This window comes from Bradyrhizobium sp. LVM 105, assembly GCF_003957705.1.
GTDB lineage: Bacteria > Pseudomonadota > Alphaproteobacteria > Rhizobiales > Xanthobacteraceae > Bradyrhizobium > Bradyrhizobium frederickii.
Genome location: NZ_QZMV01000005.1, coordinates 444048 through 457928 on the forward strand (window position 1 = coordinate 444048; position 13881 = coordinate 457928).

The window sequence follows — 13881 nt, forward strand, 5'->3', positions numbered from 1 at the left end:
AAGATCCTGGATTGCTTCGCTGCGCTCGCAATGACCGAGTCTGTTGCGGCTGCGTCGCTACAAATGAGTGAGGCACCCATGGCCTTTCGTTCCCGCCGCGAGCAACTTCGCTCCATCCTGTCGGGCGCAACTTGCGTCCATCCCGGCTCGGTCTACGACGCCATCTCGATCCGTATCGCCGAGGATCTCGGCTTTCCGCTCGGCATGTTCGGCGGTTCGGTCGCCTCGCTTGCCGTGCTCGGTGATCCCGACAACACGCTGATCACGCTCACCGAACTTGCCGAGCAGATGCGGCGGATGTCGCGCGCCTCCGCGCTGCCCGTGCTGGTCGATGCCGATCACGGCTACGGCAATGCGCTCAACGTGCGCCGTGCCGTGCAGGAGCTGGAGGCCGCGGGCGCCGCCGGCCTCACCATCGAGGACACGCTGCTGCCGGCTGCCTTCGGCGAGGCGAAGACGCAGCTGATCTCGCTCGAGGAAGGCGTCGGCAAGATGAAGGCCGCGCTCGGCGGCCGCACTGATGCCTCGCTGGTGATCATGGGCCGCACGGGAGCGGCCTCGATCACCTCGCTCGAAGATGCGATCCGCCGCGCCAAGGCCTATGAAGCCGCCGGTGTCGATGCGCTGTTCTTCACCGGCATCAAGTCGCGCGCCGAGCTCGAGGCGGTGAGCGCTGCGACGCGCCTGCCGATCGTGCTCGGCGGCGCGCCCGAGGACTTGAACGCGCTCGATTACCTCGCGGGTCAGCGCGTTCGCATCGCGCTGCAGGGCCATGCGCCGATCGCCGCCGCGACACAGGCCGTGTACGAGACCCTGAAGGCGCTTCGCGAGGGTGCTTCGCCAAAAAGCCTCAGAGGGCTCGCATCCTCGGAGCTGACGGCCCGCATCATGCGCGAGGCCGATGTCAGGGCGCGCAGCGCCGACCTCCTCGGATTGAAGAAATGAGCCGGGCAATTCTCCAGGTGATGATCCGCGGGCGCGTGCAGGGCGTCGGCTATCGGGCCTGGGTCGAGTATCAGGCGACGGCAAGCGGCCTTGAAGGCTGGGTTCGCAACCGCCGCGACGGCAGCGTGGAAGCGCTGTTCGCCGGCGCGCCGAAGCATGTCGCCGACATGGTCGCACTTTGCCGCCACGGCCCGCCATCCTCGCGCGTCGACAGTGTGACGAGCGAGACCGCCGGTGCGGATGAGCTGAACTTGCGCCGGGCAGGGGAGGCGTTTTCGGTGTTGCCGACGGTGTAGGTGGCTCTGACGAAGAGTCGTCATGCCCGGGCCTGTCCCGGTCATCCACGTTCTTATGCCGAGCGGCGAGGCGTGGATGGCCGGGTCAAGCCCGGCCATGACGCAGTGAGGGGCGGGGAGAGGTGAAGAAGAAAAAGTTCACCTCGGCAGCTTGGCGATGGCCTCGCTCAGCTCGTGGATCTCATACGGCTTGCGCAGGATCGGGAAGTCGCCACGCACGCCGGCGGCGACCTCGCTGTAGCCGGTGGCGAGCAGGATGGGCAGGCCGGGGCGAATCTGGCGGAGATGATAGGCGAGGGTGAGGCCGTCCATCTTGCCGGGCATGACGATGTCCGAGAACACGAAGTCGACGCCGTTGGTCTCGATCTCGCGCAAGGCGGCTTCGGCGTCGGCGACCCGGCGCACCTGATAGCCGAGCTGCTCCAGCAGGCCGATGCTGACGAGGGCGACGTCCGGATTGTCCTCCACCAGCAACACCGTGCCGCTGCCCCGGAACGCCGGCTCCCCGGTCGTGTCCTGCGATGGGGCGTCTTCTCCGCGCGGCAGAAGGACGGTGAATGTGGTGCCCTTGCCGAGCTCGCTTGCGACCTTCACGGTGCCGCCGGCCTGATGCGCGAAGCCGTGCACCTGAGAAAGGCCGAGGCCCGTGCCCTTTCCGATCGGCTTGGTCGTGAAAAACGGTTCGAAGATCTTGTCGAGCACGTCGGAGGGGATGCCGAGCCCGGTATCGGAGACGTCGATCGCGACGAAATCGCCGACGAGCGGCGCTTCGTCCAGCACGACATTGCGCGCGCCGATGGTCACCGTGCCGCCATCGGGCATGGCGTCGCGGGCATTGATGACGAGGTTGAGCAGCGCGGTCTCGAGTTCGGAGGCGTCCGTCTTGATCGGCCAGACGTCGCGGCGGATGTCGAAGGCCAGCCGGACGGAGCTGCCGACGCCGGCATCGAGCACCTCGCGGATGGCGGCGATGCGTTCGGCGAAGTCGATCGCCTGCGGGTTGACGCTCTGCCGCCGCGCGAAGGTGAGCAACTGGTTGGTCAGCGCGGCGCCGCGCCTGGTGGCGGTCTCGATCGCCGAGATCGCGCGCTGAAGCTTGGCCGCGTCGTCGGCCCCTCGCTTCAGCATGTGGAGGCTGCCGCTGATGATCATCAGGAGGTTGTTGAAGTCGTGGGCGACCCCGCCGGTGAGTTGACCGAGCGCGTCGAACTTCTGGGACTCGGCGAGCTGCTTCTGCATCGCGTCGAGCCTGATCTGGGCATTGCGGCGTTCGGTGACGTCGCGCGTGATCTTGGCGAATCCGACCAGTTCGCCGTCCTCGTAGATCGGATCGATCACGACGCTGGCCCAGAAGAAGGTGCCGTCCTTGCGGACGCGCCAGCCTTCCTCCTCATAGCGGCCCTTTTCCCTGGCGATGCCGAGCGCACGGGCCGGCTTGCCGTTGGCGCGGTCGGTCTCGGTGTAGAAGCGGGAGAAATGCTGGCCGAGGATTTCCTCGGGTGAATAGCCCTTGATGCGCTCACCGCCGATGTTCCAGCTGGTGATGATCCCCTTGGGATCGAGCATATAGAGGGCGTAGTCCGCGACTCCCTCAACCAACAGCCGGAAACTGCGTTCGCTCTCGAACAAGTCTCTCTGTTGACTGAACTTTTCGACCATTCCCGGGACCCCGCCTCGACCGGAACAAACGCCGCAGGCAAGGGATGGTTCCCTAAGGGTGGGACATTTTTGGGCAGCGGGCCCGTTAAGGGGTCGCCAAAACGCCCATATCGTCAGGCCGCCACGCTTCGGAACGTCGCCGCCACCGTACGCAGCGCAGCAAGCTTCGCGGGGTCACTGACCTTCGAATGCAGCATCACTTTCGAGCTGCCGAGCCTGGGCAGCTTGTGCGGAGGGCCGATGTCGACCAGGCCGGGAGGCGCGATCCGCCGCGCCAGCGGTGCGATGGCAAGGCCGGCGAGCGTCGCCGCGACCACCGCCGTGACGCCGCCGCCGACAAAGCGTTCGCGCCAGGCGAGGCCGGCCTTGTCGAGCGCGCGCACGGCGACGGCGCGGACGCCGCAGGGCGGGGCCAGGGTCGCCAGCGGCAGCGGCTCGCCTTTCGCCAGGGTGAAGCGCCGTGCGGCGAACCAGCCGAACTCGTCCTCGGTCAGCTTCTCGCCGCCGCGGCGGCTGCCTTCCTGGCGGACGATCACCGCATCGAGCTCGCCTGCGTCGTAAGCATCCTGCATCTCGCGCGAGAAGCCGATGGTGACGGCGAGGGTGAGGTTTGAGGACATTGCGTGCAGCCGTTCGAGCAGCGGCACCAGTTCGGGGCCTGCCGCATGATCGGAGATGCCGAGCGAGAGCGATTGCGCGGCCGGTGCCTCATCCGACAGTGCGCGGTCATGCGCCGCGATCAGCACACGGGCACGTTCGAGGAAGCTGGCGCCGTCGGCGGTGAGCCGGACCGCGCGCGGCGAGCGCTCGACGAGACGTTTTCCCAGCAGCATCTCCAGCCGCTGCAGCTTCAGGCTGACCGCCGCTTGCGTCGTGCCGAGCGCTTCGGCGGTGCGCGTAAAGCTCCGGAGGTCGGCGACCAGCAGGAAGGCCTGGACCGTGGCGATGTCGAGCGTTGGTGTCATTATAAATTCTTATCATTGATATCAACATAGATAAGATACCAAAATGACGAGCGGAGGTCTAGCTTCTCACCAACGCCGCCTGAGCGGCGCAGCATCTCGAGGAGAGCCACAATGCCCCTGATCACCGTGTCCTACACCACCTCCCGCCAGTCGCCGTCCCTGAAGGCCGACATCGCGAACGCCGTGTCCGAGCTCACCGCCGAGATCCTGCACAAGGATCCCAAGGTGACCGCCATCATCGTCAAGTCGGTGGATGCCGATGACTGGTTCGCCGGCGGCAAGTCGCTGGCCGAGCAGAAGCTTGCAAGCTATTGGCTCGACATCCATGTCAGCGAAGGCACCAACACCAAGGACGAAAAGGCGGCCTATCTCGCCGCCATGTTCAAGCGCATGGCCGAGATTTTGGGCCCGCTGCATCCCGAGACCTATCTGCATGTCGACGAGGTCAGGGGCGACGCCTACGGCTTTGGCGGCCTCACTCAGGAGCGGCGCTACATCGCCGGCAAGCTCGATGTGGCGCTGAAGGCGGCGTAAGGCTGCAGACCGCCGGGTGAGCGGTCTCACCCGGCGGCCTGATCGTCAGCTCGCCGCCCGGAACTGGACTTCGGAATTGTTCAGGAAGCACGTCTTGTCGAACAGCGTCAGGTCGAGCGGGTTGGGCAGCCTGATATCGTCGAGGCCGGGGCAGGGCTTGACCGAGGGATCATAGGATCGGTCGATCTGCGAGATGAAGACGACGATCAGCCCCTGATCGCGTGCGAACGATTTCAGCGCGCGCACCTGAACATTGAGGTCGGGGTTTTCGCGTCTCTGGTCGAGCAGTTGCAGATAGTCGATCACCACGACTGTGCCGCGGGGCGCCGCGGCCATGTGCTTGACGACGTAATCGGCGCTGATGGCGTCGGAGCAATCGACCTCGAAGAGCTTGTCGAATTGCGCGGGCTCCACGCCGATCGCACGCAAGCGATCCAACACATCCTTCTCGGTATATTCGAGCGAGAAGAACGCGGCGCGATGGCCCGACCGCATGGCCTCCACGGCAAGCTCGAGGCTCATCAAGGTCTTGCCCTGACCCGGCCGCGCGCCGACCAGCACCAGATCGCCCGGCCGGAACTGCGGGAACAGCCTGTTCGCGGGCGTCAGCGCGGCGGCTTTCGCTGCGAGCATGCTCCAGGCGGAAAACCCTTCCGTCGTGGCGATGCGGTCAAGCGCGTCGTGCAGCGGAATGTTTTTCTCGCGGGACAGGCGTTTTGCTTTTCGCTTCAGATGATAGATCGGCGCAGACAGCTTCATCGTCAAAACCTCCCATTGCGAGCATGATCGCAATCCCTCCTTATGCCTGGCGCTCGAACAGTCGGTCCGATGATCTCATCGCCCGGCATGAGGTCTGCTTTCCCAGCGGAGGGGGGAGGCGTGGGCGTGGCCGCGCCGAGACATAGCCGATTCGGCGGCGGCGGAGAACGCGGAGGCACCGCGTCCAACGGGAAAGGTCAGGCCGCCGCTTCCGGCAGCAGCGCGCGGGTCGGTCCGAACAGCTGTTCGAACGCCTGGCGTAGCGCGATATCGACGTCGGCCATGGTCACGAGCTGGCCGAGATCGACCAGCGAGGTGACGCCGTAGCGGGGATCGACGACGCCACACGGCACGATGCCGGCGAAATGCGACAGCTCCGGCTCGATGTTGATGGCTATGCCGTGGAACGAGACCCAGCGCTTCAATCGCACGCCGATCGCCGCGATCTTGTCCTCGTGGTCCGCGCCCTTGTCGGGCCGCTTGACCCAGACGCCGACCCGGTCTTCGCGGCGCTCGCCGCGGACGTTGAAGGCGGCGAGCGTGCGCAGGATCAGCTCCTCCAGGCTCGCGACATAGGCCCGGACGTCCGGCCGGCGGCGCTTGAGATCGAGCATGATGTAGGCCACCCGCTGGCCGGGCCCGTGATAGGTGAGCTGGCCGCCGCGCCCCGTGGCAAAGACCGGGAATCGGGGATCGCGCAGGTCGGTGTCCCTGCCCGAGGTGCCGGAGGTGTAGAGCGGGGGGTGTTCGAGCAGCCAGACCAGCTCCCCGGCTTCGCCCGCCGCGATGGCCGCAACCCGGGCTTCCATCGCGGCCACCGCCTCCGGATAGGGCACCGGCGCGTCCGAGATTCGCCACTCGACCGGCTCGCCGCCTGTAGCGGAAAACCGCGTCAAATCGAGCTCTTCACGCTGGTTTTGGCGAGGGTTCTGCAGTGAATTAACCATTGGCTAACCATAACGTGGTGATCATCTCGGGGGCAAATGCCAAGTCTAAGTCCAAGTCCCTTGGTCGGTCCCACATTCCAAGTCCCAAGTCCCAAGTCCCAAGTTGCGGCGGTCCTGACAGTGCCCACCCTTGATAAAGTCACCGTGGATCTCATGGTCGTCCTCGGGACGACCACGATGCCGATCCATCAGGTATTACGTCTTTCCCGCGGCGCCATCATCGAGCTGGACGCAACCGAGGCCGACGAGGTCAAGGTTTTGGCCAACAACCTGCCGGTCGCCTCCGGCGTCGTGCTGGTGGACCGCAACCGAATCGCGGTTGAGGTCAAACAGATGTTGCCGCGTTCACCGGGCACCCGGTAGCGGGCCCGGGCATGCGGTAGCAGCGTGGGCACGCAGCAGCGGCCTGGGCAGCGGGGGAAAGGGCCGATTCGGCGAGGGGCCCGAACTTTCGTGCAAAGCTTGTGGAATTCAGGGCCTTTGCAGGCTTGTACCCCTTTGATGGATTTGTTAGATCGGCGCCGTTGATCCGGCCGGCCTTCAAGCCTCAAGCCGGCATCCCCAAAGCGCTCGTGGCGGAACTGGTAGACGCGCTGCCTTGAGGTGGCAGTGAGTAAAATCGTGGGGGTTCGAGTCCCTCCGAGCGCACCATAAACCCACATTTCCAATTGAAATGATTAGGCTTTTTTCTGGGTATTACCCGGGAATGTTACCACTCCGTTCCGGCGCGGCGTTCGCGTACTGTTCGCACGCGGCACTGCCAGCCAGTCGTCGAGTGACTGGCTCTGATCGAACGTCACGATCTTCTCCATTCCACTGATGCCAAGCTTCTCTCGATTCGCCTGCGCGATGTAGTGGGCGGGCATTTTGGGGTCGGTCCAGCTTGCGGCTAACCTTCACGTACCAGCGCAGCAAGCCAGATTCTGAATAATTGAAGTAAAGGTACATCCGCCGATCCCCGGGGGCGCGGGGGTCGCGTTTGTCCGTTCCGAGCATTGGATGTCTCCGTGGACCAATGCTGCTCTAGCGATACGGTGACTCCGTATCAATTGCATAAGGTGCACTTCACCCGCCGGCGGGGTGATGCGTTTTGGCCGAGTGCGGCTGGCGCGAAGCAGATGACCGTGGATACGGAAGACAGGTGCGGAAGAGCGATGCCGAAGCGCGGGCGGACATAAGCCAGCGAGCGCCCCTTGGTCGAAGCCATCAATCCTCACGAACCCGATTGCTGGACCAGCATCATGGTCATGGGCGGCCACAAGCGTCACACTCGCCAGAGCTATAACGCAATCTTCTGACGGTATGCGTCGAGTACATCGTCGGCACTGTAGCTCTGGCGCGCAGCGAAGTTGCTCCGTAGTGCCGAATCCGACGACAAGCGAAGCCGCTTTACAACCGCCTCGGTCATGACAGGCTCCAAGCCGAGTTCCTGCAGGCCGTCGCGCGCGCCTTCCATTTCGATTGCCCGACGTTCGGCGTGCAGGACATCCGTGCGGATGCACATGTCCACGAACTTGCTGAAAGTCGTCGCATCCATCGTGTCGCAGATGCCGCGCAGGGCTTCCTGCCGGACACCCGCCAATGAAGCCGCCGTCAGCGCCTCCACCACCAGCGCTTCAATTCCTTTGGTCACGACGCTGCGCAGCATCTTGACCGCGGCCGCCGTGCCCGCGTCCGGGCCTGCGACGTCGATTGTGAAGCCAAGCGGCGCAAATGTGCCGGCGAACTGCGCAGCACCGCTGCCCGAGGTGTAGAGTGGGACGGCCGCCTTATAGAGGCTGACCGCGCCCATCAGATTGGCGTCGGCGAACAAGCCGCCGCGCGCTTCGACGGCTTCTGCCACGCGCTTCTTGGTGGTGGGCGTCGAGGCATTGATGTCGACGACTAGCGTGTCCGGTCTGATGATTTTCGCGATCGCTTCCCCTGTCGTCCCGGCGACGGCGACGACCACGGCCGAGAAGATGACGTCCATGTCGGAGAGGCTCTCGAGCGTGTCGACCAACGTCACGCCGCATCGGGCGGCCTGGGCGACGAACGCCTCGGAATAGGGCGGTCGATTCACGTTCCCGTGGCAATAGGCCATGATCGGTCCCACGGCCTGCGCCGTCAGGTGCGAGGCAAAGCACTGCGCGGCTTCTCCAAAACCAACAAAACCGATTCTGGGATGCTGCATCCGATGCTCCAAAAGGACCCTGAACATGAGCAATCTTTGCAGCTCGGCCCAGCGGTGTCAATGAACCGTTTCATCAAATTTTTCGACCGATCTCAATCCCACGTCCGGCATTGGTGCGGGCTCCAGATTTAGAGAAGCTGGGGCCCGACGAGCGCGATCGTGCCAAGCAGCTCGCGCTCAAGACAGCCAACTGGTCCGGCGCTGCAATTTCACGACAGTCGAGGGGGCGGTGGTCGTGCGGCAGGTATCACCTGCGACGACAATGCTTGCCTTAACTCTGGAGGATACGGATCGATGGGTGTCGTGAGAGTCAAACCGGTCTGCAAGAGCCGCGGACGACAAGGGATACGGGAAGCCGGATGCGGCGGGGCGGCGACTGCCTTCCGTGGTCAATCCTGTCGAGTAGTATTTCGGCGGCATGACGGCCCATTTCCGATCGGTCCCAGCGCAGCGCGGTGATCGGCGGCGTGTTGAGCTCGGCGAGATCGGAATCGTTTCCGCTGATGATGGAGATGTCCTGTCCTACCACCAAGCCCGCCGTGCGCACTGCGCGCAGGGGGCCGGGCAGCGTGTCGAGACCTGCGGCATAGATCGCCGTCGGTCGTTCGCTGCGGCCCAGCAGGGCAGCGGTTTCGCGAAACGTCGCCTCGTTTGAGAGCAGGCGATCGCGAATGAGGTACGAATCGACCGGAACCCCGAAAGAACGATGAGCTTCCGTATAGCCTTCGATGCGGCTACGGGAAGGATAGGCCTTCGGATCACCGACCAGAAGCGCAATGCGGCGATGGCCAAGTGACAGCAGATACTCTGTGGCTTGACGGGCGCCGGCCCGGTGATCTGCCGAAACGCTATCCACGGATTGGACGAGTTCGCGATCAATCAGCACAATCGGCATGGCTCCGTGGGTGATTGCATTGACGAGATCGGGGTCGGTCTCGTCGCTCATCGTCATCATGACGCCGTCGACGCGGCGCTGGCTGAATGTCTGCAGCAGGGAGAGTTCGACGTCCTTGGCGTTGGCGGTGCTTGCAAGAATGAAGGTGTAGCCGGCGCTCCGGAAGGTTGCTTCCGCTGCCTTCACATAGCTGGCGAATGCCGGGATATCGAAGTCACGTATGGCACAGGCAACCATCTTGGTTCGTGAGCTGCGCATGCTCTGAGCGATGGCGTTTCGCTGATAGCCCAGTGTGAGAATCGTTTTCTGGACGCGTTCCCGCACTTGCTTGGTGACCGAGTGATGATCGTTCAAGACTCGGGAAACCGTTCCGACGGCGACGTCGGCTGCGGCTGCGACATCGCGAATGGTGACGGTGCGTTTCGTTGCCTTTCCCATCGGCCGGATCTCCCCTCTGGCAGTCTCGCGTGCGCCCCAGGGCGCTGTCGCGCCCATTAACACGGAAATGAACGGGTCATGCGAACTAGATGACGAGGTCCTCGGGTCCTTTGGAAACGGTTCATTGACACGCTCGCGAAAGCGGTGATAATCAGCGCCACTCTGGCATTTTGGGAGATGAACTTGTTCCAAGTCGCTCAGCGCCTCACGCGCGTCAAGCCCTCGCCGACGGTCACTCTCTCGGCCCGTGTGGCGGCTCTCGCTGCAACCGGCCGGGATGTTCTCAGCCTGGTTGCCGGGGAGCCCGATTTCGACACTCCGGACCACATCAAGGCGGCCGCGTGCGACGCGATCGCGCGTGGGGAGACCAAATACACGGCGGTCGATGGCACGCCCGCGCTGAAGGACGCGGTCGCCAGCAAATTCCGGCGCGAGAATGGATTGAGCTATGAGCGTGATCAGGTCGTCGTCAGCACCGGGGGAAAGCAGGTCGTCTACAACGCCTTGATCGCAAGCGTGAGCCCGGGAGACGAGGTCGTCATTCCGGCTCCGTACTGGGTGTCCTATCCGGAAATCGTGTTGCTCGCCGAGGGAACGCCCGTGATCGTGCCGTGCTCGGCGGAGCGGGGCTTCAAGCTCGCTGCTGCGGACCTCGAGGCGGCGATCACGCCCAGGACGCGCTGGGTGATTCTCAATTCTCCGTCCAATCCGTCAGGCGCCGCCTATACGAGGTCGGAGCTCAAGGCGCTCACCGAAGTCCTCGTCCGTCACCCGCAAGTATGGGTGCTCACCGACGACATTTACGAGCATCTGACTTACGGCGACTTCGAATTTGTGACCCCCGCTCAGGTCGAGCCCAAGCTCTACGATCGCACCCTGACGATGAACGGTGTGTCGAAGACATATTGCATGACCGGCTGGCGCATCGGTTACGGCGCCGGGCCGCGCCCTCTCATCAAGGCCATGGCGGCCATTCAGTCCCACTCGACGACGAATCCGTCGTCGGTCAGTCAGGCTGCCGCTCTGTCGGCTCTCACCGGCTCCCAGGATTTCATTACCGGACACGTCTCTGCATTCGAAAAGCGGCGCGACATGATTGTCGAGGGCTTCAACGCAATCGATGGAATCGTCTGCCACAAGCCGGAGGGGGCCTTCTATGTCTTTCCGTCGTGTGCGGCGTTCACCGGGGCACGGCGTCCGGATGGAGGCGTCATCGCCGGCGACGAGGATTTCGTACTGTATCTGCTGGATCGGGCCGGCGTCGGCCTCGTGCACGGCACCGCGTTCGGCATGCCTGGACATTTCCGGTTGTCCTATGCGGCGTCCAATCAGCGGCTGGAACAGGGGCTGGAGCGGATCACCGCGGCCTGCGCCGAGCTTGAACGTATCGACGTGGCTGCCATGGCCTGACCGGTCCGGTTGTCGATGCCGCATTGTCTGCTCGAGCGCGGCCGGCACCTCTCGGTCCCGCGAAGCCGTCGACGCCAAACAACAAGGAGTCCCCGGTGGGTCTTTATGACCATTCGCAGGAGGGCCGTCTGATCGGTTCGGCGCGAGGCATGGCCGTGACCGATCGGCCCCGGCTTTCGGAGCAGCGGCAGACCATCGTCCTGCTCAGCACGGTCGCGTTCGTGGTCGCCTTGAATTCCATTATCATTTTTCCGCTGGGCCCTTTCCTTGCGGACAGCCTCGGCTTTTCACCTCACCAAGTCGGTTTCCTCGGCAGCAGCTATTCGATCGCCGCTGCCGTCGGCGGCTTCGTATCGGCCGGCTTCCTCGACAGATTTGACCGCCGCACCGCGCTGCTTGCCTGTGCGCTCGGTTTCGTCGCCGCGACAGCCCTCTGTCCGACGGCGACGAGCTTCGTCGGCCTCGTTCTCATGCGGGCTCTCGCCGGGTTGTTCGCCGGTCCTTTGTGGGGCCTGCTGATCGCGATCGCATCGGACAATGTGCCGCCGGAACGGCGCGGTACCGCGGTCGGGACATTGATCGGCGCCTACGGCCTGGCATTGATCGCCGGGCTGCCCATCGGCGTCATGGTCGCGGCCTCCGACATGGGCTGGCAGATGAACTTCGTCGGCATTGCTGTCATCGGCCTCGTTCTGGCTGGAATCGTCAGCTGGCAAATCGGCGCACAACGCCGGCACCTGGCCGAATTGCGCAGGTGGAATTGGTCCGAGCAATATGCGGCCATGATTGAGCTCGTCACCGCGCGCGCCAGCGTCCTCGCGTTCATGCTGATCGCAAGTGCATCCTTTGCGGCCCTGCTGATCTCCCCGAACTTGGCCATCTTCGCAGTCCATAATGCCGGCCTGTCACCTGCGCGCCTGGCTGATGTCTATCTGCTGGGTGGCATCTTGAGCGTGCTGGTGATGCCGCTCACAGGCCGTCTTGTCGACAGCTTCGGCGCGACGGCGGTCTCGATTGCCGTCGCCGTCGTGACCACAGGCCTGCTGGGGGTGGTCTTCATCGACCGTGGCGTGATCGACTTGCCTGCGATTCCATTGTTTGCCCTTGTCATCGCGTTTCAACTGGTTCGCAGCACGGTCAACCAGGCCTGGGTGACCAGGGTGCCGGCTGTCGCCGAGCGCGCAGCATTTCAATCCCTCATCGCGGCGATCACCAATCTTGCGCAAGCCGCGGGAGCAGCCAGCGCGCCGTTCCTGCTCGGTATCGCGCCGGATGGGCAGCTCGTCGGAATGGATGCTGTCGCCTTGCTGGCTCTGGCGATGACCTGGGCAGCTCCACCGCTGTTGCTCATGCTTGATCGTGCCCTGGCCAATCGACAGCAGGCTCTGCCACCCGGGAGCCTGATGTGATGTTTCTGGAGAAGGAGAGCGTCGTGCGAGATGGGTTGTTGCATGACAATGAAACTTCGCTGCCTCAGGTATATACGGCGGGTGTCGACGATCTCCCGACCCGAGTCCTGACGGGATGCGAGCGTGCCGACGTGGCGGTCGTCGGTGCAGGGCTCACCGGCTTGTCGGCGGCGCTCCATGCCGCGAGACTTGGGATGAAGGTTGCTGTCGTGGAAGCCAATGGGATCGGCACCGGCGCAAGCGGGCGAAGCTTCGGCCAGGTTGTTCCCTACCTGAAGCATGAACCTGGGCATGCACTGAAACTGTTCGGCGAAACTCTGGGCGAGCGGCTGGTGACGGCAGCCGCCAGCGGCCCTGATTTCGTCTTCGAGTTGATCAAGACTTATCAGATCGCCTGCGAGGCGGTGCAAGGCGGGCTGATTTTCGCGGCTCATTCCTCCGAAGGTCTCGAACGCCTGAAGCAACGGGCGGCCTTTTGGCGGAAGCGTGGATTGACCGTCGACATTCTCGATCGGGACGAGACTTCACAGGCGATCGGCGGCGGGGATTATCCGGGCGCGCTGCTTGATCACCGCGGCGGTACACTGAACTCCTTCGCGTTCACCGTCGGTCTCGCGCGGGCCGCGGCAGCGAACGGTGTCGACCTGTTCTGCCGCTCGCCGGCGAAAGCGATCCGTCGACATGATGCGAGCAGTTGGGAGTTGAAGACCGGCTCCGGTACATTGATTGCCGACAAGATATTGGTCTGCACAAACGCTTATCGAAACGATCTGGCGCCCGGCGTCGGCGCTCACGTCCTTCCGATCCGCGTACACCAAGTGGCGAGCGAGCCGCTCCGCGCCGAGATCACAAGCACGATCCTTCCGGGCGGACGAGCCCTGACGGATACGCGCCGCCTGCCGTCCGGAGTTCGTCTCACCAGGGACGGACGTCTTGTGGTGACCATCGAGGGGCCTTTGTTTTCAAGCGGCGGTGGCAATATCGAGCACGCGTCTGCGCGCATTGCCGGACTTTTTCCGCACCTCGGGCGCGTGACCTGGCAATCGAGCTGGAGCGGTTGGATCGATATGGCGCCGGACCAGTACCCGCGCATCATCGAGGCGGCGCCAGGCATCATGGTCGGGCTCGGCCTCAGCGGGCGCGGCCTTGCTCTCGGCCCGTTGCTTGGCCGCGACCTCGCGCGCCTGTGCGCCGGAGCGCATTACCGAGAGCTTGCCTTCCCCGTCGTCGGCCCGCAGGACGGCCCGCGCTGGCCGATGGGCGCCAAAGCTATCGCCGGCGCAGCGGCGCTGCAGCGCAGATGGATGGATCGCGTCGACCTCTGGAACGAACGCCGCTGGGGACGTATTCCCAGCGCTTCCCAACGCGAGATCCACCGACACGCCGCGAACTGATCCCACGAGCCGTGCCGGGCGAGGCCGGATCCGGATCGGCGTCATGCGCCCGCTTGT

At 64.2% G+C, this 13881-nt stretch carries 13 protein-coding genes and 1 tRNA gene; 8 read left to right on the forward strand and 6 right to left on the reverse strand.

Features of this window, described 5'->3' with window-relative positions:
- The first annotated feature begins 78 nt into the window (after nt 1-78).
- Nucleotides 79-945, forward strand: a complete 867-nt coding sequence (locus D6B98_RS17550; RefSeq protein WP_126258190.1) for an isocitrate lyase/PEP mutase family protein — start codon at nt 79-81, stop codon at nt 943-945.
- The gene (locus D6B98_RS17555) at nt 942-1241 is read left to right on the forward strand and encodes an acylphosphatase (RefSeq protein ID WP_126258191.1); all 300 of its coding nucleotides are present in this window, start codon (nt 942-944) and stop codon (nt 1239-1241) included. The genes D6B98_RS17550 and D6B98_RS17555 overlap by 4 nt, the downstream gene beginning before the upstream one ends.
- A 138-nt stretch (nt 1242-1379) precedes the next feature.
- Here D6B98_RS17555 and D6B98_RS17560 read toward each other — a convergent pair whose 3' ends face one another.
- Both D6B98_RS17560 and D6B98_RS17565 read right to left on the reverse strand, forming a co-directional pair.
- Complete coding sequence (locus D6B98_RS17560; protein WP_126258192.1) at nt 1380-2900, reverse strand: PAS domain-containing hybrid sensor histidine kinase/response regulator family protein; 1521 nt, start codon at nt 2898-2900, stop codon at nt 1380-1382.
- Nucleotides 2901-3013: 113 nt separating this feature from the next.
- Nucleotides 3014-3865 carry a LysR substrate-binding domain-containing protein gene (locus D6B98_RS17565; protein ID WP_126258193.1) on the reverse strand — a complete coding sequence of 284 codons (852 nt, stop codon included), beginning with the start codon at nt 3863-3865 and terminating at the stop codon, nt 3014-3016.
- 111 nt (nt 3866-3976) lie between these two features.
- Between D6B98_RS17565 and D6B98_RS17570 the strand changes: the two genes are divergently transcribed.
- A complete protein-coding gene (locus D6B98_RS17570) occupies nt 3977-4399 on the forward strand; it encodes a tautomerase family protein (RefSeq protein WP_126258194.1) in 423 nt (140 codons plus the stop codon).
- Nucleotides 4400-4444: 45 nt separating this feature from the next.
- Here D6B98_RS17570 and D6B98_RS17575 read toward each other — a convergent pair whose 3' ends face one another.
- Together D6B98_RS17575 and lipB are read right to left on the reverse strand one after the other, a co-directional pair.
- Nucleotides 4445-5158, reverse strand: a complete 714-nt coding sequence (locus D6B98_RS17575; RefSeq protein ID WP_164718683.1) for a DNA helicase — start codon at nt 5156-5158, stop codon at nt 4445-4447.
- Between the two features lie 197 nt (nt 5159-5355).
- Nucleotides 5356-6105 (reverse strand): lipoyl(octanoyl) transferase LipB, encoded by a 750-nt coding sequence (lipB, locus tag D6B98_RS17580; protein WP_126258195.1) that lies wholly within the window; start codon nt 6103-6105, stop codon nt 5356-5358.
- A 120-nt stretch (nt 6106-6225) separates the two neighbouring features.
- Here lipB and D6B98_RS17585 point away from each other — a divergent pair, with 120 nt between their 5' ends.
- Together D6B98_RS17585 and D6B98_RS17590 are read left to right on the forward strand one after the other, a co-directional pair.
- Nucleotides 6226-6468, forward strand: coding sequence for a FliM/FliN family flagellar motor switch protein (locus D6B98_RS17585; RefSeq protein WP_018647371.1), 243 nt, complete (start codon nt 6226-6228; stop codon nt 6466-6468).
- A 203-nt stretch (nt 6469-6671) separates the two neighbouring features.
- Nucleotides 6672-6756, forward strand: a tRNA-Leu gene (locus D6B98_RS17590).
- 628 nt (nt 6757-7384) lie between these two features.
- Here D6B98_RS17590 and D6B98_RS17595 read toward each other — a convergent pair.
- Entirely contained in the window at nt 7385-8278 is an 894-nt protein-coding gene (locus D6B98_RS17595; RefSeq protein WP_126258196.1) for an NAD(P)-dependent oxidoreductase, read from the reverse strand.
- A gap of 310 nt (nt 8279-8588) precedes the next feature.
- Complete coding sequence (locus D6B98_RS17600) at nt 8589-9611, reverse strand: LacI family DNA-binding transcriptional regulator (RefSeq protein ID WP_126258197.1); 1023 nt, start codon at nt 9609-9611, stop codon at nt 8589-8591.
- A 177-nt stretch (nt 9612-9788) separates the two neighbouring features.
- On the opposite strand from D6B98_RS17600, the gene D6B98_RS17605 reads away from it, so the two are divergent.
- The 3 genes from D6B98_RS17605 to D6B98_RS17615 all read left to right on the forward strand — a co-directional run bounded on the left by D6B98_RS17605 (nt 9789) and on the right by D6B98_RS17615 (nt 13824).
- Nucleotides 9789-11021: a pyridoxal phosphate-dependent aminotransferase gene (locus D6B98_RS17605; RefSeq protein WP_502699897.1), complete on the forward strand. Its 1233-nt coding sequence runs from the start codon at nt 9789-9791 to the stop codon at nt 11019-11021.
- A 149-nt stretch (nt 11022-11170) separates the two neighbouring features.
- On the forward strand, nt 11171-12430 hold the full coding sequence (locus D6B98_RS17610) for an MFS transporter (protein ID WP_126258199.1): 1260 nt from the start codon (nt 11171-11173) through the stop codon (nt 12428-12430).
- Nucleotides 12430-13824 (forward strand): NAD(P)/FAD-dependent oxidoreductase, encoded by a 1395-nt coding sequence (locus D6B98_RS17615; protein WP_126258200.1) that lies wholly within the window; start codon nt 12430-12432, stop codon nt 13822-13824. Before D6B98_RS17610 ends, D6B98_RS17615 begins: the two co-directional genes overlap by 1 nt.
- Nucleotides 13825-13881: the final 57 nt, after the last annotated feature.

Excerpts from the sequence above, each read along its gene's own strand:
- D6B98_RS17570 (WP_126258194.1), top strand. The coding sequence starts at position 3,977 with ATGCCCCTGATCACCGTGTCCTACACCACCTCCCGCCAGTCGCCGTCC.
- D6B98_RS17595 (WP_126258196.1), bottom strand. The coding sequence starts at position 8,278 with ATGCAGCATCCCAGAATCGGTTTTGTTGGTTTTGGAGAAGCCGCGCAG.
- D6B98_RS17575 (WP_164718683.1), bottom strand. The coding sequence starts at position 5,158 with ATGAAGCTGTCTGCGCCGATCTATCATCTGAAGCGAAAAGCAAAACGC.
- D6B98_RS17610 (WP_126258199.1), top strand. The coding sequence starts at position 11,171 with ATGGCCGTGACCGATCGGCCCCGGCTTTCGGAGCAGCGGCAGACCATC.
- lipB (WP_126258195.1), bottom strand. The coding sequence starts at position 6,105 with ATGGTTAATTCACTGCAGAACCCTCGCCAAAACCAGCGTGAAGAGCTC.
- D6B98_RS17615 (WP_126258200.1), top strand. The coding sequence starts at position 12,430 with ATGTTTCTGGAGAAGGAGAGCGTCGTGCGAGATGGGTTGTTGCATGAC.
- D6B98_RS17560 (WP_126258192.1), bottom strand. The coding sequence starts at position 2,900 with ATGGTCGAAAAGTTCAGTCAACAGAGAGACTTGTTCGAGAGCGAACGC.
- D6B98_RS17555 (WP_126258191.1), top strand. The coding sequence starts at position 942 with ATGAGCCGGGCAATTCTCCAGGTGATGATCCGCGGGCGCGTGCAGGGC.
- D6B98_RS17550 (WP_126258190.1), top strand. The coding sequence starts at position 79 with ATGGCCTTTCGTTCCCGCCGCGAGCAACTTCGCTCCATCCTGTCGGGC.
- D6B98_RS17565 (WP_126258193.1), bottom strand. The coding sequence starts at position 3,865 with ATGACACCAACGCTCGACATCGCCACGGTCCAGGCCTTCCTGCTGGTC.
- D6B98_RS17600 (WP_126258197.1), bottom strand. The coding sequence starts at position 9,611 with ATGGGAAAGGCAACGAAACGCACCGTCACCATTCGCGATGTCGCAGCC.
- D6B98_RS17605 (WP_502699897.1), top strand. The coding sequence starts at position 9,789 with ATGAACTTGTTCCAAGTCGCTCAGCGCCTCACGCGCGTCAAGCCCTCG.